Origin of the sequence: Fictibacillus norfolkensis (assembly GCF_014836645.1) — a bacterium.
GTDB lineage: Bacteria > Bacillota > Bacilli > Bacillales > Fictibacillaceae > Fictibacillus > Fictibacillus norfolkensis.
The window spans coordinates 63,177-89,541 of the sequence record NZ_JACSQM010000004.1 but is presented as its reverse complement, the minus strand read 5'-3'; the positions used below and the strand labels follow the sequence as shown (position 1 = coordinate 89,541).

Below are 26,365 nucleotides of genomic sequence, written 5' to 3'. Positions count from 1 at the left end.
AGCACAGACACCCGATAAGGGTGTCTAAAACGAACCGGTAATTATATCTACATAATAATAGTATCCTTACCAAGGTAATTATGTCAAAAGATAATCATTGTTTATTTGAATTGTTTCCATCTTGTTGAGTTTCGGCAATCTCAATGGTTTCTGAAGAGTTATGAATAGGGACTGACACTTTTCGTAAACAGAAATAAATCATAAAGTGTCCAGCTCCTAAAATAGGAAGTAATACTGGAATACCTGTTTTTTCTGTGAGGAAATGAACAACGGTGATGAACGTTACAATTGAAACAATTCGTCCAGCATTTAGATACATCTCACGAACAACGATATACTCAATCCTTTTTTCATGTATACCACGGCATTTTCCAATAATATCGTAAGTTAATGAAACATAAGGCACTAACAATAAAGGATAAGCGATCGATACTGATACTCCATATATAATAAGAAGTGTAAATGAAATAGGAAATAGCAGCATGAATGGGGATACGAACAGCAACAGCCCTCCTCCAAATATCGCCCTCATACGATTTTTTGGATTTAAGTAATGTGACACACAATAATATCCGATAAACGAAACAAAAGATTGAACGAAGCCATACGTACCGAGTGCAAATTCGCTTTGAGAAGCAGTGTACACCCAAATCACGATTAGAAAAACAAAAGTTCCTTCCCTAAACCCTTGAAAGAAATGCGCTCTTAACAGTTGCAACCAAGCTTTATCTTGCTTACGTTCTTGTAAAACTTTTCTGATACCGTACAGACCGTCTGCTTTTCTCCTCTTTAAAAAGAAACTGATGACAACGGCTATCAAAAATAAAACCATCGAAATACTGAATATGGTTTCATACCCCAAATGTTTGTCCATCCTAGTAATGATATAACCTGCACTCAGTGGTCCGATCATTCCTGATATTGAATTTAAAACACCTAAATATCCATTAAAAAAGTCTCGAGTCTCAGGTTCTGTAACTTCAAGAGTCAACACATTAAATGCGAGCCAGTAAAATCCCAACCCGAATCCTAACATGGCTCCTAATAAAATGATGTAATTACTTGCCATCGAACCCATCAAAAGGACTCCGATATAAAACAAAGCAAGGATGAGAACCCCAATTCTAAGCACGATAACTCGATCGATCTTTTTGGCAAACCAGCCTGCCAGATAGAACGCTATAGGCTGCATGACGACAATAGACAGGTTGTAACAGGCAATATCGGTGATCTTTCCCGATTGTTTCCAAAGAAATATGTTAACAAATGTATTAGATAGAGCCGTACTTAACGTAAACAATCCACCTACAAATAACAGTAAAAACAAATCCCTAGGGTATTGGTCGGTATCCATGATTTTTTTGATTCTCATGTTTTCGCCCCCTTACATTTCGTCGTTAGTGTCTTTCAAGACGATAGGAGCTATTCACTTTTAAAGAAATTGGATTTTATTGCAAAGTTGTTTTCGAATACATTGATGCTCTTTAAAAGTAGTTAATCTCCACTCTCGGTTGACTCTAGGTTACATAGTAAGTGAAAAAGAAACATTCAAGATCAACAAAACTTTTAAAGAACAACATTTTGCAAAGAAGGAGTGAACGATTTTGTTTGAGTATTGGATATTTGATTCTGTTGATGAAGAAATCTTGATTCAATCCTTTCAGAGTCCTAAAAATAAAAATGCTGATCAACGACTACTTTGGTATTTTCAATCCAAGAACGTGTTTGTTGTTCAGTCCACTGTTCCCTTTGGTGATGGCAACTTCATGCTAGATGAATTACTTGTAACATTATCTGACCATTATGAAATTCATGATAAAGGCATAATAAAAAGCCACTGGCATGCCAGCGGCTTAGTTACGTAATTATTTTGCTTCGTTGTAACGCTTTTCAACTTCATCCCAGTTTACAACGTTCCAGAACGCTGAAATGTAATCAGGACGCTTGTTTTGATATTTTAGATAGTAAGCGTGCTCCCAAACATCAAGTCCGAGGATAGGTGTCTTTCCTTCCATAACCGGATTATCTTGGTTTGGAGTACTTGTCACTTCAAGTTCTCCATTGTTTACTACTAGCCAAGCCCAGCCAGAACCGAATCTTGTTTTTCCAGCGTTCGCAAACTCTTCTTTAAATGCATCAAGACTTCCAAATTTGCTGTTGATCTTGTCAGCAAGCTCACCTGAAGGAGTGTTTGCTCCACCTGGTGCGATCACTTCCCAGAATAAACTATGGTTAGCATGTCCACCGCCATTGTTTCTGACAGCGTTTTGGATGCTCTGTGGAAGTGCATCTAAGTTAGTTAAAAGATCTTCCAAGCTTTTGTTTTCAAACTCAGCTTGCCCTTCAAGAGCAGCGTTTAAGTTATCAACGTATGTTTTGTGATGGCGACCGTGGTGGATCTCCATTGTTTCTTTGTCGATATGCGGTTCAAGTGCACTTGTTTCATAAGGTAATGCAGGCAGTTCAAATTTAGCCATGTTCATTTCCTCCTCATAATATGTAAAATTTTTATGTTCATTTTCAAGAGTTACTTGAAAAGTGAAACCCATTTAATCAACTTTCTTGTTTAGAAAGTATTCAACATGTTTACCTTATCAAATTTAGAATCAACTTTCAATTCTTAAACCCTGTACCCTTCTTAAACATAAAAAAACCTTACGAAGACGCTTATCGTAAGGTTGATGTTGTATATGTATGGTGGCTCGAGACGGAATCGAACCGCCGACACGAGGATTTTCAGTCCTCTGCTCTACCGACTGAGCTATCGAGCCAAAAATTTTCAAAACCAAAATGTAATTACTGTGTCTCTTCCTCTACACGTCTTCTTCTAGTGTGTATCCGTCGAGACAACTCGGAGCTTACTCGTGCTGTAACGCTCATAGCTATCGAGGCAATTTTCATTTAAAACAAATATGTAATGGAGGAGGTAGAGGGATTCGAACCCCCGCGGGTCGTTAAACCCCTGTCGGTTTTCAAGACCGATCCCTTCAGCCGGACTTGGGTATACCTCCTCGATTATGGTGGACCCTGTAGGACTCGAACCTACGACCAATCGGTTATGAGCCGACCGCTCTGACCAACTGAGCTAAGGGTCCAATAGAGAAACTTATGTAAATGTTATGGGGCGGACGAGGGGAATCGAACCCCCGAATGTCGGAACCACAATCCGATGCGTTAACCACTTCGCCACGACCGCCATCGTGAGTAAAAAAACATTTTGGTAGCGGCGGAGGGAGTCGAACCCACGACCTCACGGGTATGAACCGTACGCTCTAGCCAGCTGAGCTACACCGCCAAAATGGCTCCACAGGTAGGACTCGAACCTACGACCGATCGGTTAACAGCCGATAGCTCTACCACTGAGCTACTGTGGAATAACGTCTTAACGTTTGTTAAGGACAAGAACTACTATAGCACGATGTCTCATTTAAAGTCAATAATATTTTTAATAATTAGTTCAAACGAACACATGTGCTTTTTCAGAACAAAAATAATATAGCATGGTGGTACTTAATTAGCAAGAGCGTTTATAAGACTTGGAAATAAAAATAACCAATCATTATGGCTTGCGTTATCACTTTTATTAGAGTGGTACCGACAAAGGCAAGAACAGTCCCTATCCCTATTGATACAGGTGCTTTGAGTCCTTTCTTTTGAAAAAGAAGTTCCGCTAACACAGCACCTATAAACGGTCCGATCAAGATCCCTGCTACAGGAATTACAAATGGTCCTGCGATCAAACCGATCGTACTTCCCCATAGAGCAGCCTTTGACCCGCCTTTTTTCTTCACTGCGTATGTATTTCCTACATAGTCAACAATAAATAAACTGATAAACAATATCACCTGAACAATGATGAAGAATGGTGTGAACGGTTCGAACGAAAACGCAAATCCATAGATGATAAAACCCGCTGCAAGAAATAATACACCCGGTAAGATGGGATAGACCAATGCGATAAAGCTAATGGCAAAAGCTATACCGATAATGATCCAATATAAAATATCCATATGTACTTCTCCTTTATATAAAAAAACCAAGAGGCTAAAAGCCTCTTGGTTTCATTTTACTTCTCTAATACTGCTTCTGCAATGTTTACAGCATGATCACCTATTCTTTCAAGGTTGCTGATGATATCAACGAAGACGATACCAGCATTTCCATCACACTGACCTTCATTCATACGCATGATATGTTGCTTACGTAGTGTACGTTCCATCTTATCAATTTTGTCTTCTAAGCTTAAGACTTCCTTAGCAAGTTCAACATTACCTTCTTCAAGTGCCTTAACCGCTTTATCAACAGTAGAAACTGTTAACGTGAACATTTCATCAAGGTCCTGTTTTGCGGTATCTGTTAATCGTACATTGTTTCGTAATTGATAGTCCACAAGCTCAATAATATTCTCCATATGATCTCCAATGCGCTCTATATCACGAGAAGTATCTAACAGCATAGAGTGTTCGTTCGATTCTTGTGGAGTTAATGGATGAGCAGACAATTTGACCAAGTATGCAGTGATTTGGCGATCTAAGTTGTTAATCGCTTCTTCATATTGCAGGGCAAGATCTGCATTCTTCTTATCTTTTTCGTTCAAATATGTGATCGCTTCTTTTAAACCGTTCTGCGAGTAGTTAGCCATTCGAATGATCTCTTGTTTCGCTTGTCTAATAGCTAATGACGGAGCAGTTTCTAGTACGATTTCATCGAGATGTTTTGCTTTGTATTCAATGAGAACATCTTCGCCTTTTATTAACTTTGTAACGATGTAAGCTAATGCCCCAATAAACCAGAATTGGATAAGAACGTTAGTCACATTAAATGTTCCATGCGCAAAGGCAATCTGCATAGCAGGTTCTAAATCTAATTTTGTTGATAAAAATTCAATATAGTGCCTGAATGGAACGAGTATGATTAAGAAGATCAGTGTTCCAAGTAAGTTAAAGATAACATGTGTTAGAGCAGCACGTCTTGCTGCAACTGTCGTTCCAATCGCTGCGAGAATAGCTGTGATCGTCGTTCCTATATTATCACCGAACAACACAGGTAGTGCAGCTTTTAAATCAATCATATTTTGAGAGTAAAGTTCTTGTAAGATCCCGATTGTTGCACTTGATGATTGAACGATTACCGTAAATAACGTACCAATTACTACACCAAGAATCGGATTATCACTCATAGAAACAGTTAAATCTTGAAATGATTGAAGACTGCGTAGTGGCTTCATACCATCTCCCATTAGTTCAAGACCTAGGAATAGTGCTCCAAAACCGAAAGTGATCTGTCCAAAATAATTGTATTTAGGATTCTTAAAGAAGAATATTAAGATCGAACCAACTGCAATGATTGGCAGTGCGTATTCTCCTACATCGATACCGATAATGAATGATGTAATCGTAGTACCGATATTGGCACCCATGATGACACCAATAGCCTGGCGTAATGTTAAGAAACCAGCATTCACTAGTCCGACAGTAAGAACAGTCGTACCCGAACTACTTTGAATTAATACTGTTACAAATATCCCTGCTAAAACTCCCATAAAAGGATTTGTTGTTAATTTATCAAGTATTTCTCGTAATCGGTCTCCTGCAGAGTTTTGAAGGCCATCTCCCATGTACTTAATACCAAATAAGAAGATCCCCAGTCCTCCGATAAATTGAAATAACATTTCTTGATAATTCAATGTTTACAGCTCCTTATTAACTATCTTTTATCAACCTACGCCATTATCTCTATTTGTATTGTTTGTGTAAATAAAAATAGAGCATTTGTAACATTACCTTTACAAATGAAGCATATTGTCGAAAGTTCCCGGTTCATGTACACTAATTATGCTATCAATTAAAGGAGCTTCTCACATGAAATTACATATCCGTTTTATTAAAAGTTTGTGGTCATTCAAATCTATCGCAAATTTCCGTTTCTTAGGGGTCGGCAGTACCATCCTATATGTATTATTATTGACGCTCTTATGTATGATACCTGTTTTCAGCTTATTTTTAGTGAGTCTTATGTCTAAAAATAAACCTTTGAACAATTTTGAGAGTTTTGGTTTGAACCCTGATCAAATGCAAAACTTCGCTTCCACATTGGATAGTATTTTCCCTATCATCATTGCTGTCATTTATGTAGTGATGTATGTTCTCTTTTCAGGTATTTTGTTTTCTGGTGCATCAGTTCTAGCTGTCATAGCCATTCCAGTTACAAAACTTCTTAAAAGAAAACAATCATACAGACACCTATGGGTACTATCGTGTTACTCCATCACCATTCCATCAGTATTACTAACAGCCCTTTTTTTTGGAAACGTACATATCCCTTATTCATTTCTGTGGTTTTGGATGTTGGCTTTTCTCATTTGTGTTCTCTCTATTACAAAGATTCCAAGAAAAAAATAAAAAAGCGGCCTGGAAGCCGCTTTTTTTATGTCTATTTAAAGAGTGATCTGATCGCATCAATGATGGCCATAAAGAAATCAATAATCTTTTGGAAAAAAGACTGAGTCCCCTCATCATTTAAGAAATTACCAAGATTATCACTGATGTCCTTTAATCCTTTTTGAACTTGATCCCAATCGATATTTAGATCTTTCATCTTATTGAACAGCGCAAGCAACCCGTTCAGTTCTTCTTGTGTAAGTTCAATCCTCATGTCTTTTGCGACTTTTTCAATCAAAGCTCGCAGATCTTCTTCTGATTGTACCGGATTTTTTGCAATTTCTTCTTTGACACGTGTCATCAGCTCGGTGGCTTCTTTCGTTCCGATTCTCTCACCAAGTTCTGCAGTCTTTACCATCTCTTCATTCGCCACTTGTTTTTGAGCTTCTGGAATCTCAATCTGCGCTGTAGACTCGTACGCTTTTATAATACCTGTTAAAGCAGCTGTTCCTGAAACTTTAAATGGAGCTGTTACATAGATCTCCGCATCTGTCACACCTGCAGTTGTTAAAGCGTTCATATACATTTCTTCTGTTACCCAATTAATATTATTGGTCTTGACCGACAACCCTTGGTCTTTATCACCAATTGTAATCTTTGTCGACGAGATCGCTTTTGATCCGATTTGCGCTTTTGAAATATAGTTACCTAAGTATTGATGTTCTTCTTCGTTTGTAACAACAACAGATTCTACATCAGCAGGAACGTCCATTTCTTTTAATAGTTCGTTTTTTTGTTCTTCTGTTAAGTTTTCACCTAACGTAACGATAATGTCGCCAGGTGCAGCATCAGCATACATTGTTAAAGGAGCAATAAATAGCGCTGCAGCCATTATGGATAGCAGAGCAAGTACTTTTGCTTTTTTCATAATTTTCACCTCTCCAATCGGTACAACTACAAAAATACGCAGAAATTTATTTTTTCTGTCCTTCCTGCCTTTCCATTTTACACCAACCATAGAAGTGAAGTCACTTTAAACTTGTCATAAAGAAAATGGACAAGCATATAGTTACATATGCGAAAGGAGAGGGAATTTATGAAACGATTCATAAGAGTTTGTGTAATTATGCTTGTTCTATATGTGGTAGCTTATGATTTAAAAATTGGGACACTCCCTCAGTCGAGTCCTGCCAACGCAGAAATACATACAGAAAAGAAACAAGATAAGAATAAACAAACTTTCAAAACGTATGAAGTAACACCTGGAGATACGTTAATTTCTGTTGTAGAAGAACTGAATTCTAATAAAAATTATTCCATTGTATCTATGCTGAAAGATTTCAAATCATTAAACCCTGGAGTCAATCCAGAGAATATACAATTAGGCAAAACCTACAAATTCCCTTTATATTCTAAGTAAGTGAGATAACATTACTTGTCAAAACAAATTGTTCCCTGCTAAAATGAACTGATGATAGGACAGAATAATACTGTCAATTTGAAAAAAGGAGCGATTCACCAATGAGTGAAATCACCCACCGTTCTAAAACAAGACCTGTAAAAGTAGGAAACTTAACAATAGGTGGTACTGATCAGGTTATTGTACAAAGTATGACAACAACAAAGACACACGATGTTGAGGCTACAGTAGCTGAAATTTTACGTTTGGAAGAAGCGGGCTGCCAAGTGGTACGTGTTGCATGTCCTGATATGCGAGCTGCCGAAGCAATCGCAGACATAAAGAAGAGAATTAATATTCCACTAGTTGTAGACATTCATTTTGATTATAAGCTAGCGCTGAAAGCCATTGAAGGTGGAGCAGACAAGATTAGAATCAATCCAGGTAATATCGGTCGTCGCGAAAAGGTTGAAGCTGTAGTAAAAGCTGCAAAAGCTAAAGGAATTCCGATTCGAATCGGTGTTAACGCGGGCTCTCTTGAGAAGAAATATCTTGAGAAGTATGGCTATCCTACTGCAGATGGTATGGTCGAGAGTGCTCTGCACCACATTAAAATTCTAGAAGATCTTGATTTTCATGATATTATCGTTTCCATGAAAGCATCTGATGTTAACCTGGCTATCGAAGCTTACGAAAAAGCTGCAAAAGCCTTTGATTATCCTTTACACCTTGGGATCACAGAATCAGGTACACTTTTTGCGGGTACCGTTAAAAGTGCTGCTGGATTGGGTGCTATCCTTCATAAAGGGATTGGAAACACCGTTCGTATCTCGCTAAGTGCAGACCCTGTTGAAGAAGTTAAGGTTGCACGTGAACTATTGAAATCTTTCGGACTTCTTTCTGATGCTGCCACATTGATTTCTTGTCCGACTTGCGGACGTATTGAGATCGATCTTATCTCGATCGCAAACGAAGTTGAGGAATATATCTCAAACGTACGTGCACCTATTAAAGTCGCTGTACTTGGATGTGCCGTAAACGGACCTGGAGAGGCTCGTGAAGCGGATATTGGAATCGCTGGAGCGCGTGGTGAAGGTTTGTTATTCCGCCACGGAGAAATCGTAAGGAAGATTCCAGAAGATCAGCTTTTAGATGAACTTAAGAAAGAAGTCGACATTTTAGCAAAAGCACATGAAGAGAAGTTAAAAGCTGAAGCTGCGGCTCAGCAAGTATAAATTTGAAAAGCTCCCATCTTCGGGAGCTTTTTTCTATTCCTATAATCGATATTTGCTTTTTCTAAAAACTGTTTTCATATACATTGTCCTTTCCTGAAAGTAGTTGATTTCCGCTCCAGGTTGCTCGCTTTCTATGGGGCGAACAGTGAGCCTCCTGTCTAGTTGCAGTGACTAGCCCCTCGAGGTCAAAGGTAAACGTTCAAGAAGGCAAAGTACGCCTTCCAAGCCCATTTACCTTTTGCTTGTCGGGGCTGAACGAGTCACTTCCACTTTTCGTACTGCCACTTTGCGCCTTTAGGAGTCTCCACCTGACCGCTTCAAGGTTGTCTCTCTGCTCCTGCGTCTACAAGTCTATGCTAAAGAAGTGAACTTCCTCGTCGCATGCCTTGCGAGAAGCTCCTCATGTGGCAGGCAACCTTACGCTACAATCAACTTGCTAGAGGAAGAAACGAAAACGTCCTAAAAGCAACAATCTTACAGAAAAGGGCCTTTTCTTTTCTTCGAAGATGGGTTGATTGGAGTGCAAGGTGCGAGACTCTCGGCTAGGACAGGTGGGCAGGTGAGCCACTTAAAAGCGAAACGTCCAAATGCGGCTCACTGCCTGCCCCGCGGAAAGCGAGCACCTGAAACGGAAATCAATTACTTCCACAAGCTACAAAGCCTACTAAAACTGCCTTTCAAAAACAGCAATGTATTCAAAAACATCCTTATCCCATAAAAAAAGAAGAAGCGGTTAGCTTCTCCTTTGCTCCTTTTTCCTTTAAAAGAATGGTGCAAAAAACAATGAAATGATAATCGATACGACTCCAATTCCGATCGCCCAATTACCAAGCGAATGTGCACCTTGTCTTCTGGCAATGAATCCGACAATAATACCCGCTGCCCCAAAAAACACAGGAAGTATGAACAAAGATAAAACAGATAGGATAATTGCGATAATTCCAGTCGCTTTACCTCCTGCTCTTTCCCGTGAATCTTCGTGCTCATGTCTGTGATCGTCGTCTCGATCTGAATAACGAGGTCTCTCGTTCTCAGGTAACGTCATATCACTTCTTACAGGAACCGGTACAGCCTCCGCAGCCATCTCTTCACGAAATGCTGCTTCGTTATTAATAGTACGTTCATCTCTTTCGTATGCCATGATGATTCCCCCTCTTATCGTGTTAAGGAGCGTTCTTATTATGGCTTTAAAGTAACGTTTTCATAGATGTTAGTTTATGGACATTGAAAAAGAGGCCCGCTTTGGCCTCTTTGTTTAATGTTTTGCTTTAAACGTATGACAGCATGTTTCAGCTGTATCGTGGGCAGCATCTTTGTGAGCTGCATCACCATGGAGGCTACCGTCTGCACTCATGTCAATAGACATATTTGCATGCTTGTCGATCTCAACAAGAATAGCATCTGCTACACAATTGTTGCCTTCCCCCCAATACGTACAATTCGATACATTACATTTTACTTCAGGCATAAAAAAAACCTCCTTTCACCTTAGCTTGGCTAAATAAAAGGAGATACATACTTGAATACATATAAAAAGTTTAATTTTTGCACGCTTTACAATAACCGTAGATCTCAAATTTATGTCCTGTCACGTCAAAACCGTTCAATTCACTATCTAACACTTCCATCGGACATGTATGAATGGACTTCGTGCTTCCACATGTAAGGCAGATCAAGTGATGATGATGTTCATTATGTGAACACGTAAATCGAAACTTTTTCTCCCCTTCCCACTCTGTTTCTTCAAGTAATTCTAACTCGACAAAAGTGGTTAGATTTCGATAGATCGTATCAAAACTGAGACCAGGATACTTATCTTTAAGTGCTTCTTGAACTTCTTTAGCTGTAAGATATCTCTTTTCGCGAGCAAATAATGAAAGAAGATCTTTTCGCTTTTCCGTATACTTATAGCCTTTTTCCTTTAGAAGGTCCATTGCCTGTTCAATCGTCATCGCAAATTTCACAAGTGACCCACCTTTCTGGAACCTGTAAATTTTTTATAAAAAATACTTAAGCACAAAATGACAACCAAGCATAAAACAATCGTTCCACCTGATGCTAGATCAAGATAATATGACAGAAACATACCGGCGATGACTGAAATCTCACCAAATAGAACAGAGAGCCAAATCGCCTGTTTAAACCCTTTAGCGATGCGAATACTAGCTGCAACCGGTAAAGTCATAAGTGCTGAAACTAACAAAATACCTACAATTTTCATGGAAGCAGCAATAACTAAAGCCGTTATTGCCATAAAAGCAACTAAGATCCAGTTGCTTCGAATGCCAGACAGCTTTCCTTGCTCTTCGTCGAAAGATAAAACAAATAATTCTTTATACATGAAAAATACAAACAAGAGAACAACAACAAGAATCGCAAAAACGGTCCAAACATCTGAACGCTTAACAGCAATGATACTTCCGAATAGATAGTTGAACAAATCTGTGTTGAAACCATCTGCCATTGAAATGAAGATTACACTTAGACCAATTCCCGCAGACATAATGATAGGTATAGCAAGCTCTTCATAATGCTTGTACACTTTTCTTAGCTGCTCAATAAAAATTGCTCCACCTACCGAGAATGCCATCCCCATGTAGATAGGATTAGCTGCAGCAAAAAACGAAGACCATTTTCCTAACAGTAAATTAGCCGCAATACCCGCTAATGTGATATGAGACAAAGCATCTGCAATTAACGCTTGCCTTCTTACCACAATAAAAACCCCTAATACAGGAGCAAGCAAGCCAACCATGATTCCTGTTAAGAAGGCATTTTGTAAAAATTCGTATTTTAAAAACGGTAACATGTGTTCCTCCCCTTACTCGTGACCATGATCATGGTGAAGAACATGAACATGATGACCATAAAAAGCAGACATATTCTCAGAAGAGCTTTCCTCAAACTCTTTCGTATTTCCATGAAAATGAATCTGTTTGTTCAAACAAGCTACATCTGTTACATAATTCGTCATCACACCGACATCATGAGTTACCAACACAAGCGTCATGTTATTCTCACGATGCAGTTCTTTAAGCATCTTATAAAAAGAATCAGATGATTCCGTATCGACTCCAACAGTTGGCTCATCTAATATTAATAGTTCTGGATCGCTTACTAGTGCACGAGCTATAAAAATTCGCTGTTGCTGTCCTCCAGATAACTCTCCTATGTTCTGGTAGGCATACTGATCCATTTTCACTGACCTTAATGCTTCCCAAACCTTGTTTTTATCCGAAGCTTTTAAGAATCTAAACAATCCAACTTTACCAAAAAGTCCCATTGATACGACCTCGAACGCGGTTGCAGGAAAGGCTGTGTTAAAACTATTTGCTTTTTGTGAAACATACCCTACCTTGTCCCAGTCATTAAATTTATTTACTTTTTCCCCAAAAAGATAAACTTGTCCTTCTTGAGGCTTTTGGAGCCCTAAAATACATTTAATTAGTGTAGATTTACCTGAACCATTCGGACCAACTAATCCAAGGAAAGATCCTTTCTTAATCTCCATCGTTACATGCTGGAGAACATTTTTATCGCCATAATGAAACGATAAATCATCTACACGAATGGCTATCGATCCTATATTGTTATTCATGAGTAACCTCCGTGAGAAAATCAAAATAAGTAGTAATGAGTACGATTTAAACTGTCTCATAGTATACACGAATTATGAACAAAGTAAAACAACATGCTCTGTGAGCATGCCTATACACGTTTTATTTCATACCTTTTATGAGACTCTTAACATGACGCAGCAAATCTTTAGGTCTAATGATTTGATCCGCCTCTTTTAGGTACTTTTCTTCAAGAGTCGTTTCAACAGCTAAGCAATAGGCTCCTGCACTTTTGGCAGATTGTATACCAAGTGGTGCGTTCTCGATAACCAGCCACTCTGATGGCTTAAAAGAATGTCGATCCATAGCTAATAAATACGGTTCAGGCGATGGCTTTCCTTCTTTCACATCATCTCCAGTAACAATTATATCAAAAGTAACAGGCAGTTTACTTAAAACTTCAGAAACAAATTCTTTTCTACTTCCTGTAACGACTGCAATAGGAATCTGCTCATCACTTAAGGCTATAAGTGTAGAAACGGTTTCTTCTATAAATTCATATTGTGCATGTTCCTTAAAATAATTTCTTTTTTGAACATATATACTTTCGATCAACTCTTCATTAGCTTCGACATTAGAATGATTAAAAACATCTACGATTGTCTTTTTTCCTGGCATTCCTTCTCTTAAGTAAAAGACGAGTTCTTCATGATCATATCCATTTTTATTAAATGCATGCCGCCACGCTTCAACATGGTGACGCATCGTATCAACAATCACACCATCCATATCAAAACAGACTGCTTTTATATTCATACCTTTCTCCACCTTTATTGCAAACTTCACTGTACGTATTATAAAGCATTGTTTAGTAAAAACAAAAAGAAGCTGAAACATTTTCATTTTCAGCTTCTTTTTATTATTCTTATTTTAATCCCTCAATAATCGTTTCTGTGTTCCATTCCATCATTTTTTTATAAGTGTCTCCATCTTTACCTCGCTTACCTAGAGAATCGGTAAACACTTTTCCTTTAATAGGAATACCTGTTTCCTTAGATACTGTTTCCATACTTCTAGCGTCGACACTTGTTTCAACGAACAGTGCTGGAACGTTTCTTTCTTTTAGGAAATCAACCAAACTTTTAATCTGCTGCGGTGATCCTTGATTATCAGAATTAATCTCCCAAACATACGCCGTTTCCATGTTGTAGGCTTCTCCGAAATATTTGAACGCCCCTTCACTTGTTGTAAGTACGCGTTTCTCTTTAGGAATCTTGCTTAATTCTGCGATAGTTTTGTCGTGAAGAGCTTTTAGTTCACCAATATATTTTTCAGCGTTCTTTTTATAGTACTCTTTGTTTTCTGGATCTTCTTTCATCAGTGCATCCCGAATGTTTTCAACATACTTGATCCCATTCTCAATGTTCAGCCAAGCATGTGGATCATATTGTTTTTCAAGACCTTTAGATTCCAGGTGGATCGCATCTACACCTTCACTAACACGGTAAACGGGTGCATCTTTACCATCTTTATCAGCTGTTTTCATCAATTTGTCAAACCATGAATTTCCTTCTTCAAGATTTAAACCATTATAGAAAACTGCATCTGCATCCGTTGTTTTTAAAACATCTTCTGGAAGCGGATCATACTCATGTGGATTTGAACCAATAGGTGCTAAGCTATGAACTTCTACCTTGTCTCCTCCTACATTCTTAACCAAGTCATAGATGATAGAATAAGTAGCTACGACTTCTACCTTTTCTGATTCATTTCCACCCGCACTGCATCCAGCTGCAGCCGCTAATAAAGTTCCTGCTAAAATGAGCTTTGTAATTCTTTTAAGCATACAATCATCCTCCCTATTTCTCTAACAGTTCTAGCCTGTTTTTTCTAGATTTGTGCGCTTTCCAAACGATACCTTGTGATGGTGAAAAGAAGAACGCGAGTGCAAACAGAAAAGCTGAAACTAATACGATCGTTGCACCTGATGCCAAGTTATACGTAAAGCTGAAATATAAGCCAAACACAGAAGAGATGACACCTATTAATGCAGACAGATAGATCATGACAGACAGTCGGTTGGTTAACAGATAAGCCGTCGCTGCCGGTGTGATCAGCATCGCAACTACTAAAACGATTCCTACCGTTTGCAGCGATGCAACTGTGACCATCGTTAATACGGCCATTAAACAATAATGAATCCATTTGTTTGGCAATCCATAGCTTTGTGCCATCGTTGGATCAAATGTTGAAACGAGAAGCTCTTTGTAAAACAGGACGACAAGACCGATCACTAGTACCCCAATTCCAAGAGTGATCCACATGTCACTCATTCGAACAGCAAGAACGTTACCGAAGAGAATGTGATACAGATCTGCAGAGCTTTTCATCATCGTAATAATCACGATTCCTACAGCAAACATACTCGTAAACATGATCCCTATAGCCATATCATGTTTGATCCTGCTGTTTTGACTCACATATCCGATTCCGATCGCAGTAAGAACCCCCGTTATAACAGCTCCAAAGAAAAAGTTAATCCCTAACATGTAACTGATCGCAACACCAGGCAACACAGCATGAGAGATCGCATCCCCCATTAACGCCATGCCTCTTAAGATGATGAAACATCCTACAATTCCACAAATAATACCTACAACTACTGAGGTAAATAACGCTTTTTGTAAAAATTCATATTGAAATAACGCTTGAAAGAATTCAAAAATACTCATGATGTCACATTCACTCCTTTAGGCTGAAGAAATGAGAACTGGTTAGCGTAAGCTTTTGTGATCACCTCTGGCTGAAGAACTTCTTCAGATGCACCGTAATGAATCATATTCTTATTCAACAGCAGCAAATGATCGAAGTAGGATTCAGCTTTACTAAGATCATGATGTACGACCAGAATGGTCTTCCCTTCTTTTTTTAGATCTCTCAAAATATGAATGATCGTTTCTTCACTTGCAACATCTATTCCAACGAATGGTTCATCAAGAAAGAACAATTCTGCTTTTTGAGCCAATGCTCGAGCAAGGAATACTCTTTGCTGCTGCCCACCTGAAAGTTCACCGATCTGTCTATCACTGAACGTTTCCATACCTACCGTCTTCAAACATTCATAAGCCCACTCTCTATCACTTTTTGAAGGGCGCTTAAATAATCCCAATTTTGGATATGTTCCAAGCAATACCACGTCAAATACTGTGATCGGAAAATCCCAGTCGATATCTGAGCGCTGAGGAACATATGCGATTCTTTTTTTCCATTTTTTAATCGGCTCTCCGAATACCTCAACATCGCCTTTGTCTCTTGGTATTAAATGTAAAGCAGCTTTCATCATAGTCGATTTACCGGCACCATTCGGCCCAATGATTCCCACTAAACTACCTTGATTCACTGAGAATGATATATCTTTAACTACTTGGTTTCCTAGATAAGACACATATAAGTGATCTATCTTTAGTGCTTCATTCATTGAAAAAGACCTCCTTTTTCATTCAGTAACTTTTTTTGCCCAAGTGCAACTTTAATATAAAAAAATTATCCCTTCACAATATTATGAAATGAATAGATGGAAAGTGAATATTTTCGGAAGAAGCAAATGTTTCCTTTAGGCAACTTTTTTACTTAAGTCAAATTATATAGTGTGGACACAAGATTGTAAACGATTTTCTCTAGCCATATTTCTACATTTGCTATATAATCAACTCTGGCAGGAAACTGCTGGGTGGGAGAGGGATGTTTTAAAGATTTAAGGAAGGAACAAATGGAACAAAATCAAGTTTCACTAAAGAAAGAAGTACTTGCAGGGATCACCTCATTTTTCACCATCGCTTATATTATTGTCGTTAATCCACTAATATTAGCAGATGCTGGTATGCCGTATGAGGGAGTAGTTCTAGCTACGATCCTTACTTCTGTAGTTGGTTGTCTGATCATGGGGCTGTATGCAAAGGCTCCGATCGTATTAACGCCGGGCATGGGGGTAAACGCGTTTTTCACGTATACTATCGTGCAAGGTATGAACTTAAGCTGGCAAGAAGCTCTTGCTGCTGTGGTGATGTCTGGGATATTCTTTTTAATCGTAGCGTCAACACCTTTAAAGGACATACTTTCAAAAAGTATTCCGCAATCATTGAAACTTAGCATAACAGTAGGAATCGGTTTGTTCTTAACGTTTATTGGATTACAAAAAGGCGGAATCATCGAAGCGAGCTCTGCAACTTTTGTAAAGTTAGGACATTTAGATCGTCCCGACGCAATCCTGACGGTTATCGGCCTTTCGGTAACATTGGCTCTGTTTCTAAAAAACGTAAAAGGAAGCTTTCTAATCGGGATTGCTTTGACCACTCTTGTAGGATTCTTTATGGGCCATACGCAAGAAGTGAAAGGCTTGTCTGATGGATTCTCTTTTAAACCGTTTGGCGAATTATTATTTGCGTTTGATTTTTCAGGGATAACTGAGCTTTCCTTTTGGATCGCAACGTTCTCATTGACCATGATCATCACATTTGAGAACATGGGATTGTTATACGGTCTATTACCTGATCAAGAAAAGTTTCCAAAAGCTTTTCAAGCGAATGCAGCTTCATCTATCGTTTCCGGTTTATTTGGAACTAGTCCTACGATCTCCACGGTTGAGAGCGCATCTGGAATACAAGAAGGCGGCAGAACAGGGATAACAAGTATTACAGTTGCTGTATTATTCTTCTTCTCCATGTTTGCAGCACCTTTCATCGCTTATATACCTGATGGGGCTATCGCTCCTATCTTGATAATCATTGGCGGTCTGATGGTTCAGCAGATTCAGCATATTCCTTTTGCTGATTTTACAGAGATGTTTCCATCATTTCTTATCATTGCGCTGATTCCATTGACTTACAGCATCGTGGATGGTCTTGCATTTGGATTTATTGCATATCCACTTGTTAAATGGATGTCCGGACAGAAAAAACAGGTTACTACACCGATGTATGTGATCGCCTTTTTATTCTTTATGAATTTTATTCTTCATACAATCGTATAAAAATATAAACAAAAAGACTTTGGACAATATTCCGAAGTCTTTTTTTAGCACTTTCTTCACTCCTTCCTCATACAATGAGAAAGTCGGGAGGGATTACTAAATGAATCCAATCATTGTTCATTTTGTAAATCAGAAACTTAATTCGATCAGTCCGAACGAACTGATCTCACTTGCCGCGCAATATCAGCTTCCCATTTCACAAAAAGAAGCCGTACAGATCGTAAACATATTGCGAAGGCAGACAATTGATATCAAAAATCTATCACAGCGTAAGATGATCATTGCTACCATCGCAAAAGAAGTTAGCCCTGAAAAAGCGAACTATATCCAATACTTAATTCAAACGTACATTGATAGGTGACACAAAAAGCCGCACAGCTGTGCGGCTTTTAATCTTTTTTAAGTTAATCAGTTGTGACTAGTTTATGCGTTCAATAGCTTGTTCTGAAGTTCTGGATCGAACGTTTTTGCTTTAATCATCTCGATCTCTAATTGATATGGAGGTCTTTTGTTATTTTTATCTGTACCTACATAAGGTGTTTCAAGAATTTTCGGGATTTCTTTCGTTTGTTCATGATGAACGATGTAATTTAAGGCATCAAATCCGATATGACCAAAGCCAATGTTTTCATGTCGATCTTTAGCAGCTCTAGTTACATTTTTGCTGTCATTGATATGGAAAACTTTAATACGATTGATTCCGATCAGCTTATCGAACTGATTCATTACTCCATCAAAATCATTAACGATATCATAACCCGCATCATGTGTATGACATGTATCAAAGCAAACAGAAAGTTTTTCATTCAGCGTTACACCATCAATAATCTGTGCAAGTTCTTCAAATGTCTTGCCGCATTCAGACCCTTTACCTGCCATTGTCTCTAGTGCGATTTGAACATTCTGCTCTTTCGTTAATACTTCGTTAAGGCCTTCAATGATCTTCTTGATTCCAATCTCTGAACCTTCTCCAACATGTGCTCCTGGATGAAGCACGATCTGTTTTGCACCAAGTGCGTCAGTTCGTTCGATCTCTCTTCTTAAGAAATCGACCCCCAGCTCGAAAGTTTCCGGCTTCACAGCATTCCCGATGTTGATGATATATGGTGCGTGAACAACAATGTCAACGATACCGTTCTCGATCATGTGTTTCGTTCCAGCTTCGATATTAAGGTCTTCAATTTTTTTTCGTCTCGTGTTTTGGGGTGCACCTGTATAGATCATAAAAGTGTTGGCACCATATGAAACAGCTTCTTCACTCGCAGCGAGAAGCATTTTTTTACCGCTCATTGAAACGTGAGATCCTAGTTTAATCATATTTTCCCCTCTTCCCTAACCTACTATCTGATGTTTCTTCTTTTCTTCTTCATTAGTTTCTTTTTCTGTTCGTCCATCTTTTTCTTATAACCAGGTTTTACTTTGCGCGGTTTTGGTACATAAACGCCATCCTGCTCTTTTGCACCCGTACTTTTCTTGCTCGGCTTTACAGGTACCCATTCACCGTTCTTATATTGTTCGATGTGGAAAATGATTTTTTTCTCTTTTAACTTTTGAACAGAATGCTGATCTGTTTGCTCGTAAAGAGATGCACAGATTCCTGACATTCCTGCACGTCCCGTTCTTCCTGCTCTATGAATGTAGAAATCAAGATCTTTCGGGAACTCGTAGTTGATGATGTGGCTGACACCTTTGATGTCAATTCCACGAGCTGCAAGGTCAGTTGCTACTAAGAACTGAAACTCAGCTTTCTGAACACGTTTCATGATGCTCTTTCTTGTACGAGGCGGAATATCACCATGCAAACGCTCAACACTCATTCCTTCAGCACTCATAGCATCCGCAATTTCATCGACCGCTCTTTTTGTGTTAGCAAAAATAATCGCAAAATAAGGATTATAATTTTTTGCTGTTTTAATCAGTGTAGGAAGTTTGTCATTGTGCTTCGCTTGAATAAGAACATGCTTAATATCTTTAGCAGTTATATGCTGAGGTTCAACATGAACGTGTTTCGGGTTCTGCATATATTTTTTCAAGAATGGCTGCAGTTTTTCTGGAACTGTGGCAGAGAACACCATCATTTGCAATTCGTTGGCCATACGAGAAGCGATCAGATCTACATCTTCAATAAAGCCCATATCTAGCATCTGATCTGCTTCATCAACTACAAGCATGTTCGCTGTAAAGACAACTAACTCTTGAGCGTTTACCAAGTCTTTAATACGACCTGGAGTTCCGATCACTAATTGAGGAACTGTTTTTAGCTTTTCAGCCATACGTTTTCGATCCGTTCCACCAACGATTGCTTTTGCGCGGATTTGTTTATCCGCAGGCATATGCTCAGAAATCTTTAGAAACTCGTTGTAGATCTGTTGTGCTAATTCACGAGTAGGAGCTGTGATTACTGCTTGTACCTCGTCTTTTGTGATGTCTATTCTATGCATCAATGGCAGCAGGAACGCAAATGTCTTTCCTGAACCTGTTTGCGATTGTCCGATCATGTCTTGTCCGTTAATAATTCCAGGAATTACACGCTCTTGAATATCAGTTGGTCTTTCAAATCCAAGACCACTTAAAGCGGTCTGGAGCGATTCGTTTATTTTTAACCGTTCAAACGGAGATTTCATACGCTCACCTTTTCTTTTCAAATATAAATTCTTCACTTTTAGTATTATAGAGTAAGTTTTGCATTTAAGCCAACCATCCCGAAGATTAATAAGAAAACAGGGATAAATATCACACATGTTTTTCTTATTTCATATTCTATATATGAGCGTATTATTTTGGAAAGGAGGGGGAATTATGCAGCCTTTTTATAGATATCCAAATCAACCTCAGCATCCTATGCAGCCCTTTCAAGTAAATCCATATCTTCAAAACATGAATGGGATGAATGGGATGCCGCGTCAGATGGGTTCTGTTGACAGATTCTTGGGGACGATTGGCAGCGGTGGAAGTATATCAGGTGGAACAAGTGTGTTTACGATGTTAAACAACGTTCAAAAGGTCTTAAAAGTCGCTGAGACGATGGGACCTATGATCAAACAATATGGACCCGCAATGAGAAATCTGCCTTCCATCATGACAGCTCTTAAAGATTTCCAAAGCGGATCAAGCTCAAAGGCCAATAATGATACTGAGGCAGATACCTCCGAAAAACCGGAAAACACAGATCAAACGACTGAAACAAAGGTTACGAATGAAAAAAGTGATGCTAAGAAAAACGTTATAAAGAAAAACGAAAAAAAAGAAACAGAAGAAAAGGTGGTTGTGGCTGGACCAAAATCTACAAAGACATCCACACAGACAGAAGAACCGCCAATGATCAAAAAAGCTCCAAATGCTGCAAAAACTGTACCGTCAGCACCTAAGACAAACGTACCTAAGGGCTACCACTTATCGGGGCCGAAACTATATGTATGAGTATAGTGTTTGAGTTCTTATGGTCTCTCCTTTATAATAAACACATACAGAAGTAAATCTCCCAAGACAGCATAGATCTCTGTGCTGTCTTTTATATGAAATAAAGGAGAGATCCAAATATGGAAATCGTTAAAATATCTCCACGAGGATATTGTTATGGCGTAGTGGACGCGATGGTCATGGCACGCCAAGCTGCTAATGATCCGACATTACCTAGACCCATCTATATACTTGGTATGATTGTTCACAATAAACATGTGACAGATGCCTTTGAAGATGAAGGGATCATTACCCTCGATGGTGCGAACAGACTGGATATCATTAAGAATATTGAATCAGGCACGGTTATTTATACCGCTCATGGTGTTTCACCAGAAGTGAGACGGATTGCTCATGAAAAAGGCTTATATGAGATTGATGCTACATGTCCTGATGTTACAAAAACGCATGACCTTATTCGTGAGAAAGAAAAAGAAGGATATGAGATCATCTATATCGGTAAGAAAGGTCACCCTGAACCAGAAGGAGCGATCGGAATCGCACCTCATATCGTACACCTGGTTGAAAATACCGAAGATCTAGATTCACTAAACGTGAACAGCGAAAAGATACTCATTACAAATCAAACGACGATGAGTCAATGGGATGTAGCAGAACTCATCAAGAGACTGCTCATGAGATATCCTTCTGCTGAAGTTCATAAAGAGATCTGTTTGGCAACTCAAGTCAGACAAGAAGCTGTTGCAAACCAAGCAGGTGATTGTGACTTGGTCCTTGTAGTTGGAGATCCTAGAAGCAATAACTCAAATCGATTAGCTCAAGTTTCAGAGGAGATTGCAGGAACAACAGCTTACAGAATCTCTGATGTATCTGAAATCGAACTCAGTTGGTTAGAAGGCGTAAAGAAGGTAGGAATCACTTCTGGTGCTTCTACACCAACACCAATAACGAAAGAAGTTATCGATTTCCTAAAAAACTTTGATGATCAAAATGAAGAAACATGGCAAAAAGAACGTAAAGTAACACTTAATCGCATTCTTCCTAAAGTTAAAGAGAAAAAATCATAAAAAAAGAACAGCTGGGTGTTCCAGCTGTTCTTTTTTTGACTCTGTTGAATTCAAATCCCAGTCTACATAAACGTAAAAGGATCTGTAATGATATTTGATTCTACAACGACGGTCTCATATTTGTTATTCTTTAGTTTCTGTTCAAGAATATCCTTGAGCTTAATCTTCATGATCTGTTCGATATGGTGTCCAGCATCTACGATTGTAAGCCCTTCTTCTTGAGCATCATGTGCATTGTGATAATAGACATCTCCTGTAACTAATACATCTGCTCCTTTATGAAGAGCTGGATAAATATATTTGTTTCCATCACCGCCTACGACCGCAACTTTTTTAATAATAGAATTTTTACCTTTAATAACTCGAAGATGCGATACTCCAAAAGCGGTTTTCACATGCTCTACAAATTCCTGTAGGCCCATTTCTTTAGGAAGCTTTCCGATCTTTCCAATTCCAAGCTCCTCCCCTTTGTTCAAAAGCGGGTAGAGGTCATATGCTACCTCTTCATATGGATGTGCTTTTTTCATTGCTGAAACAACCACTTTCACAATAGATTCTGGCAGAATTGATTCAATTTTGACTTCTTCTACTCTCTCCAGTTCACCCTGTTTTCCGATAAAAGGTGTCGTACCTTCTAATGGTGTAAATGTACCGATACCATTACTAGAGAACGAACAGTGGCTATAATTTCCGATATGACCAGCTCCAGCATTACCGATGGCAAACCTGACTTGATCTTCATGTGTGCGAGGTACAAACACAGATAACTTTACGAGTTTATCTTCATATGTTGTTGATAACACTTCGGTGCTCGTTAATTGCAATTGATCAGCCAGCCATTCATTAACCCCTAGCGATGTAACATCTAAATTCGTATGTGCCGCATACACCGTTATATCGTTCTTGATTAATTTTTCAATAACTTTACCTTTTGATGTGCTGATATCAATTTTTTTCAATGGACGGTATAGCAGAGGATGATGAGCAATAATCAGATCAACTTTCCCTTCAATCGCTTCATCCACGACACTTTCTAATACATCAAGTGCGATCATTACCTTTTTTACGGGTTTGTTCAATGAACCTACTTGTAATCCGATAGGATCACCTTCTATAGCCAACTTTTTAGGTGCGAAACTTTCTAATAGAGAAATGATATATTGCGCGCTCGCACATTTACTCAAGAAATCCACTCCTCTGCAAATTTTATGTTTCTTCTTAATTCTTCTCTTTTTTTCTCTGCCGTTACTCCCGAACTATTTTCCATTTGAGCCAAAATCGCTTTCCATTGCTTGACTTCCCCTGCCCATTTGTCTTTAAACGCTTCGTTCTGATTTTTTAATAAGAATGGGCCAAACAATAATTCCGCTTCTCTATGCTCAGTATAAGGTTGATTCCCTGAACGTTCAGCTACAAGGATCTCGTAGATCTTGCCATCTTCTTTTATAATTTCTTCCTCAATCAATACCCAGTTCTCTTTTAATAGCCACTTTCTTACTGTTTTTGACCCAACGTTAGGTTGGAGAATTAGACGACGTGCTCGTCCAAGCTTATCTTTTCCTTTTTCAAGGATAGATGTGATCAAAGAGCCACCCATGCCGCAAATCGTGATTACTTCTGCTTCGTCTGGTTTGAGTACTGAAAGTCCATCACCTTTTCTAACTTCGATCACATCGCTTAGTTTGTCTAAATCCACCTGCTCCTTAGCGGATAAGTAAGGGCCTTGGGTAATCTCACCTGCGATTCCTTTTTTTATTCCTTTTTTTAGTCCCAGATAACAAGGAAGGTAAGCGTGGTCAGATCCGATATCTGCTAAAATTGTGTTTTCAGGTACGTATGAAGCAACTCGCTCGAGTCGATTTGATAATTTTTCTGAATTCATTTTCATCACCGTTTCAATTAGTTTGTTAGTTTTAGTATTCGCACGTTCAATCATTTTTTGTAAAAAAAGTTAGAAAGACATAAGACTTTAGAAAAAGTACAAATTTACGATCTGATCATACAAAGAAAAGAGCTTCTTGTTATAAATAACAAGAAGCTCTTCTTATTTTATTTTTTTTCTGCTAACCAATCAACTAGTATTTTAGCTTCTTCACCTTTTACGACACCAGCTGGCATTCCACCTGGTTTACCGTTTTTGATAATATCAGCAATTTCTTCCGGCTTGTACTTGCCACCAATCTTATCAAGTGCTGGTCCTGTTGCACCTTCAAGGTTTTGTCCATGACAAGAAGAACAGTTTTGTTTAAAAATAGCTTCCGGATCCATAGCAGCCTTTTCTTTATTTTCACTAGCCGTATGAATTTTGTTGATACCATATCCGCCCATTGTAAGCATAAGAACAATTCCAATAACTCCAATAATGGCAAAAGGAATGAGTGGATTACGTTTCATGCAAATTCCTCCTTCGTCTGTACACTACATGTGTTGTGATCTTGATAAACTTAATATGTATAGTAAACAATCCATAACCTATTGTACTGTAAAAGCGTTTACTTGGGAAGTACAAACTCTATTTTTCCCAGTTTTGTCACAGCATTAACTTTTTAAACTTTTTTACCTAACTTTTGTAGATTCAGTCATTCACTTTATGTGAAGAGGTACAAAAAAGAAATAGCCACACTCTTGGTGGCTATTCATATATAACTGAAAGTGCCTCTATCGCTTGTTCTCGAAGCTTAAATTTCTGTACTTTTCCAGAGGCAGTCATCGGATACTGATCAAGAAAGAGATAATATTCTGGAATCTTAAAGTGCGAGATCTTTTCTTTACAATAAGCCTTCAATTCATTTTCAGAAAGTGAATGACCTTCTTTTACTTGGATGCATGCCGCTACTTTTTCTCCAAATTTTTTATCCGGCACTCCGATCACTTGTACATCAAGGATAGAAGGGTGTGAATAGAGGAATTCTTCAACCTCTCTCGGATATACGTTCTCACCGCCACGGATGATCATATCTTTCAAACGACCTGTTATTTTATAGTAGCCTTCTTTATCAACAGTGGCTAGGTCTCCAGTATGAAGCCATCCATCCGAATCAATCGCTTCTTTCGTCGCTTCAGGCATCTTGTAATAGCCTTTCATAACATGATAACCTCGTGTACAAAGTTCTCCTTGTTCACCAGGACTCACTTCTTTATTCGTTATCGGGTCGACTACTTTTGCTTGTACTTGAGAATGCTTCTTTCCTACCGTTTCAACCCTGCGCTCGATTGGGTCATCTGTTCTCGTTTGAGTGATAACAGGAGAAGATTCTGTCTGGCCATAGGCGATCGTGATCTCTGACATTCCCATCTTTTCGATCACATTCTTCATCACTTCTATCGGACAAGGTGAGCCTGCCATGATTCCGGTGCGAAGTGTTTGCAAGTCATAAGAATCAAATTCAGGAAGATTCAATTCCGCGATGAACATTGTAGGAACTCCATGCAACCCTGTACACTTTTCGTTTTGAACCGTTTCTAAAACTTCTTGCGGATCAAATTGTACGATTGGCACCATCGTAGCTCCAACTGAAACGGCAGCAAGGGTTCCTAAAACACAGCCAAAACAATGAAAGAAAGGAACAGGAATGCACAATCGATCTGCACTTGTTAAGTTCATACTATCTGCGATCTGTCTTGCATTATTAACAATATTGTAATGCGTCAACATGACCCCTTTCGGAAACCCTGTCGTTCCAGAAGTGTATTGCATGTTGATCACATCATCGCAATGAAGAGATGATTCTCTTCTTTGAAGTTCTTCATCAGATACGACATTCCCAGCTTTCAACATATCTGAGAATGTTTCATAAGATGAAGATTCAGCATCCAGTTGAATAAAATGTTTCAATACAGGAAATTCCGTTAATCTCTCTTGAACGGAATCTACCATATATTTGTAAGAAGTAGTACGGAATTGTTCGATAAAGAATAAAGCTTTTGCATCAGACTGCTTCAATAAATAATCTAGTTCAGAAGATTGATAATTCGTATTGACCGTGACTAAAACGGCTCCAGCTCTAGCTGACCCGAATTGGAGCAACAGCCATTCGGGTACATTTGTGGCCCAAACAGCTATATGATCTCCTTTTTCTATTCCCATCGCCATCAGACCTTTGGCAACTTTAGTCGTTAAGTCATAAAATTCTTGATAGGTATAGCGAATTCCTAGTTTGCTGTAAACCATAGCTTCTTGATCCTTAAGTTTCAACGCTTGTTTTCTTAAACAATCCCCTACAGTCACTTTCATTAGTTCAGCCATAATTCACCCCATCACTTGGTCTATTAACGATT

General features: G+C 38.7%; 28 protein-coding genes and 6 tRNA genes. 8 read left to right on the top strand and 26 right to left on the bottom strand.

The features are described from left to right. Nucleotides 1–94 precede the first annotated feature (94 nt). On the bottom strand, nucleotides 95–1,372 hold the full coding sequence (locus H9648_RS10585; protein WP_191753816.1) for an MFS transporter: 1,278 nt from the start codon (nucleotides 1,370–1,372) through the stop codon (nucleotides 95–97). A gap of 232 nt (nucleotides 1,373–1,604) precedes the next feature. On the opposite strand from H9648_RS10585, the gene H9648_RS10580 reads away from it, so the two are divergent. Continuing rightward, complete coding sequence (locus H9648_RS10580; protein ID WP_191753815.1) at nucleotides 1,605–1,865, top strand: hypothetical protein; 261 nt, start codon at nucleotides 1,605–1,607, stop codon at nucleotides 1,863–1,865. Here H9648_RS10580 and H9648_RS10575 read toward each other — a convergent pair whose 3' ends face one another. The 9 genes from H9648_RS10575 to H9648_RS10535 all read right to left on the bottom strand — a co-directional run bounded on the left by H9648_RS10575 (nucleotide 1,866) and on the right by H9648_RS10535 (nucleotide 5,671). Then, a complete protein-coding gene (locus tag H9648_RS10575) occupies nucleotides 1,866–2,477 on the bottom strand; it encodes a superoxide dismutase (protein WP_191753814.1) in 612 nt (203 codons plus the stop codon). A 218-nt stretch (nucleotides 2,478–2,695) separates the two neighbouring features. Then, nucleotides 2,696–2,771: transfer RNA gene (locus tag H9648_RS10570), tRNA-Phe, on the bottom strand. Nucleotides 2,772–2,918: 147 nt separating this feature from the next. Further along, nucleotides 2,919–3,011, bottom strand: a tRNA-Ser gene (locus H9648_RS10565). 7 nt (nucleotides 3,012–3,018) lie between these two features. Then, nucleotides 3,019–3,095: transfer RNA gene (locus H9648_RS10560), tRNA-Ile, on the bottom strand. A 25-nt stretch (nucleotides 3,096–3,120) separates the two neighbouring features. Then, a tRNA-His gene (locus tag H9648_RS10555) sits at nucleotides 3,121–3,196 on the bottom strand. A 22-nt stretch (nucleotides 3,197–3,218) separates the two neighbouring features. Continuing rightward, nucleotides 3,219–3,295 (bottom strand) — tRNA-Met (locus H9648_RS10550). Nucleotides 3,296–3,299: 4 nt separating this feature from the next. Then, nucleotides 3,300–3,374 (bottom strand) — tRNA-Asn (locus tag H9648_RS10545). Nucleotides 3,375–3,527: 153 nt separating this feature from the next. After that, nucleotides 3,528–4,010, bottom strand: coding sequence for a DUF456 domain-containing protein (locus H9648_RS10540; protein WP_191753813.1), 483 nt, complete (start codon nucleotides 4,008–4,010; stop codon nucleotides 3,528–3,530). Between the two features lie 56 nt (nucleotides 4,011–4,066). Continuing rightward, entirely contained in the window at nucleotides 4,067–5,671 is a 1,605-nt protein-coding gene (locus H9648_RS10535) for a Na/Pi cotransporter family protein (RefSeq protein WP_191754065.1), read from the bottom strand. A 190-nt stretch (nucleotides 5,672–5,861) separates the two neighbouring features. On the opposite strand from H9648_RS10535, the gene H9648_RS10530 reads away from it, so the two are divergent. Continuing rightward, on the top strand, nucleotides 5,862–6,401 hold the full coding sequence (locus H9648_RS10530; RefSeq protein WP_191753812.1) for a DUF1189 family protein: 540 nt from the start codon (nucleotides 5,862–5,864) through the stop codon (nucleotides 6,399–6,401). A 31-nt stretch (nucleotides 6,402–6,432) separates the two neighbouring features. Here the strand turns inward: H9648_RS10530 and H9648_RS10525 are convergent, their stop codons facing one another. Continuing rightward, complete coding sequence (locus tag H9648_RS10525) at nucleotides 6,433–7,308, bottom strand: DUF1002 domain-containing protein (protein WP_191753811.1); 876 nt, start codon at nucleotides 7,306–7,308, stop codon at nucleotides 6,433–6,435. A gap of 168 nt (nucleotides 7,309–7,476) precedes the next feature. Between H9648_RS10525 and H9648_RS10520 the strand changes: the two genes are divergently transcribed. Together H9648_RS10520 and ispG are read left to right on the top strand one after the other, a co-directional pair. After that, entirely contained in the window at nucleotides 7,477–7,800 is a 324-nt protein-coding gene (locus H9648_RS10520) for a LysM peptidoglycan-binding domain-containing protein (protein WP_191753810.1), read from the top strand. Between the two features lie 101 nt (nucleotides 7,801–7,901). Continuing rightward, entirely contained in the window at nucleotides 7,902–9,014 is a 1,113-nt protein-coding gene (gene ispG / locus H9648_RS10515) for a flavodoxin-dependent (E)-4-hydroxy-3-methylbut-2-enyl-diphosphate synthase (RefSeq protein WP_137788869.1), read from the top strand. Between the two features lie 760 nt (nucleotides 9,015–9,774). Here ispG and H9648_RS10510 read toward each other — a convergent pair. From H9648_RS10510 to H9648_RS10470, 9 genes are all read right to left on the bottom strand, one after another. After that, complete coding sequence (locus H9648_RS10510) at nucleotides 9,775–10,155, bottom strand: DUF4190 domain-containing protein (RefSeq protein ID WP_191753809.1); 381 nt, start codon at nucleotides 10,153–10,155, stop codon at nucleotides 9,775–9,777. 114 nt (nucleotides 10,156–10,269) lie between these two features. Beyond that, nucleotides 10,270–10,482: a DUF1540 domain-containing protein gene (locus tag H9648_RS10505; RefSeq protein ID WP_144699038.1), complete on the bottom strand. Its 213-nt coding sequence runs from the start codon at nucleotides 10,480–10,482 to the stop codon at nucleotides 10,270–10,272. A 70-nt stretch (nucleotides 10,483–10,552) separates the two neighbouring features. Then, a complete protein-coding gene (locus H9648_RS10500; RefSeq protein WP_144703375.1) occupies nucleotides 10,553–10,966 on the bottom strand; it encodes a Fur family transcriptional regulator in 414 nt (137 codons plus the stop codon). Between the two features lie 8 nt (nucleotides 10,967–10,974). Next, complete coding sequence (locus tag H9648_RS10495; RefSeq protein ID WP_191753808.1) at nucleotides 10,975–11,823, bottom strand: metal ABC transporter permease; 849 nt, start codon at nucleotides 11,821–11,823, stop codon at nucleotides 10,975–10,977. 12 nt (nucleotides 11,824–11,835) lie between these two features. Then, on the bottom strand, nucleotides 11,836–12,612 hold the full coding sequence (locus H9648_RS10490) for a metal ABC transporter ATP-binding protein (protein ID WP_191753807.1): 777 nt from the start codon (nucleotides 12,610–12,612) through the stop codon (nucleotides 11,836–11,838). Between the two features lie 121 nt (nucleotides 12,613–12,733). Continuing rightward, on the bottom strand, nucleotides 12,734–13,387 hold the full coding sequence (locus H9648_RS10485; protein ID WP_191753806.1) for an HAD family hydrolase: 654 nt from the start codon (nucleotides 13,385–13,387) through the stop codon (nucleotides 12,734–12,736). 109 nt (nucleotides 13,388–13,496) lie between these two features. Then, complete coding sequence (locus tag H9648_RS10480; protein ID WP_191753805.1) at nucleotides 13,497–14,417, bottom strand: metal ABC transporter substrate-binding protein; 921 nt, start codon at nucleotides 14,415–14,417, stop codon at nucleotides 13,497–13,499. 13 nt (nucleotides 14,418–14,430) lie between these two features. Continuing rightward, nucleotides 14,431–15,303: a metal ABC transporter permease gene (locus tag H9648_RS10475; protein ID WP_144699028.1), complete on the bottom strand. Its 873-nt coding sequence runs from the start codon at nucleotides 15,301–15,303 to the stop codon at nucleotides 14,431–14,433. Then, nucleotides 15,300–16,049, bottom strand: a complete 750-nt coding sequence (locus H9648_RS10470; protein WP_191753804.1) for a metal ABC transporter ATP-binding protein — start codon at nucleotides 16,047–16,049, stop codon at nucleotides 15,300–15,302. The genes H9648_RS10475 and H9648_RS10470 overlap by 4 nt, the downstream gene beginning before the upstream one ends. A 291-nt stretch (nucleotides 16,050–16,340) precedes the next feature. Here H9648_RS10470 and H9648_RS10465 point away from each other — a divergent pair, with 291 nt between their 5' ends. Continuing rightward, a complete protein-coding gene (locus H9648_RS10465) occupies nucleotides 16,341–17,600 on the top strand; it encodes an NCS2 family permease (protein WP_191753803.1) in 1,260 nt (419 codons plus the stop codon). Nucleotides 17,601–17,700: 100 nt separating this feature from the next. Continuing rightward, nucleotides 17,701–17,961 (top strand): DUF2624 domain-containing protein, encoded by a 261-nt coding sequence (locus tag H9648_RS10460; RefSeq protein WP_066396234.1) that lies wholly within the window; start codon nucleotides 17,701–17,703, stop codon nucleotides 17,959–17,961. A gap of 62 nt (nucleotides 17,962–18,023) precedes the next feature. Here the strand turns inward: H9648_RS10460 and H9648_RS10455 are convergent, their stop codons facing one another. Then, nucleotides 18,024–18,917, bottom strand: coding sequence for a deoxyribonuclease IV (locus H9648_RS10455; RefSeq protein ID WP_191753802.1), 894 nt, complete (start codon nucleotides 18,915–18,917; stop codon nucleotides 18,024–18,026). A 23-nt stretch (nucleotides 18,918–18,940) separates the two neighbouring features. Continuing rightward, nucleotides 18,941–20,224, bottom strand: coding sequence for a DEAD/DEAH box helicase (locus H9648_RS10450; RefSeq protein WP_191753801.1), 1,284 nt, complete (start codon nucleotides 20,222–20,224; stop codon nucleotides 18,941–18,943). A gap of 175 nt (nucleotides 20,225–20,399) precedes the next feature. Here H9648_RS10450 and vrrA point away from each other — a divergent pair, with 175 nt between their 5' ends. Next, a complete protein-coding gene (vrrA, locus tag H9648_RS10445; protein WP_191753800.1) occupies nucleotides 20,400–21,020 on the top strand; it encodes a VrrA/YqfQ family protein in 621 nt (206 codons plus the stop codon). A 119-nt stretch (nucleotides 21,021–21,139) separates the two neighbouring features. After that, the gene (locus H9648_RS10440; RefSeq protein ID WP_191753799.1) at nucleotides 21,140–22,087 is read left to right on the top strand and encodes a 4-hydroxy-3-methylbut-2-enyl diphosphate reductase; all 948 of its coding nucleotides are present in this window, start codon (nucleotides 21,140–21,142) and stop codon (nucleotides 22,085–22,087) included. Between the two features lie 62 nt (nucleotides 22,088–22,149). Here the strand turns inward: H9648_RS10440 and H9648_RS10435 are convergent, their stop codons facing one another. The 4 genes from H9648_RS10435 to H9648_RS10420 form a co-directional block, all read right to left on the bottom strand. Further along, entirely contained in the window at nucleotides 22,150–23,271 is a 1,122-nt protein-coding gene (locus H9648_RS10435) for a Nif3-like dinuclear metal center hexameric protein (RefSeq protein WP_191753798.1), read from the bottom strand. Then, complete coding sequence (locus H9648_RS10430) at nucleotides 23,268–23,969, bottom strand: tRNA (adenine(22)-N(1))-methyltransferase (RefSeq protein ID WP_191753797.1); 702 nt, start codon at nucleotides 23,967–23,969, stop codon at nucleotides 23,268–23,270. The genes H9648_RS10435 and H9648_RS10430 overlap by 4 nt, the downstream gene beginning before the upstream one ends. A 167-nt stretch (nucleotides 23,970–24,136) precedes the next feature. Continuing rightward, nucleotides 24,137–24,481, bottom strand: coding sequence for a cytochrome c550 (cccA, locus tag H9648_RS10425; RefSeq protein ID WP_066396251.1), 345 nt, complete (start codon nucleotides 24,479–24,481; stop codon nucleotides 24,137–24,139). 238 nt (nucleotides 24,482–24,719) lie between these two features. Then, entirely contained in the window at nucleotides 24,720–26,333 is a 1,614-nt protein-coding gene (locus H9648_RS10420; protein ID WP_191753796.1) for an AMP-binding protein, read from the bottom strand. Between the last annotated feature and the right edge of the window lie 32 nt (nucleotides 26,334–26,365).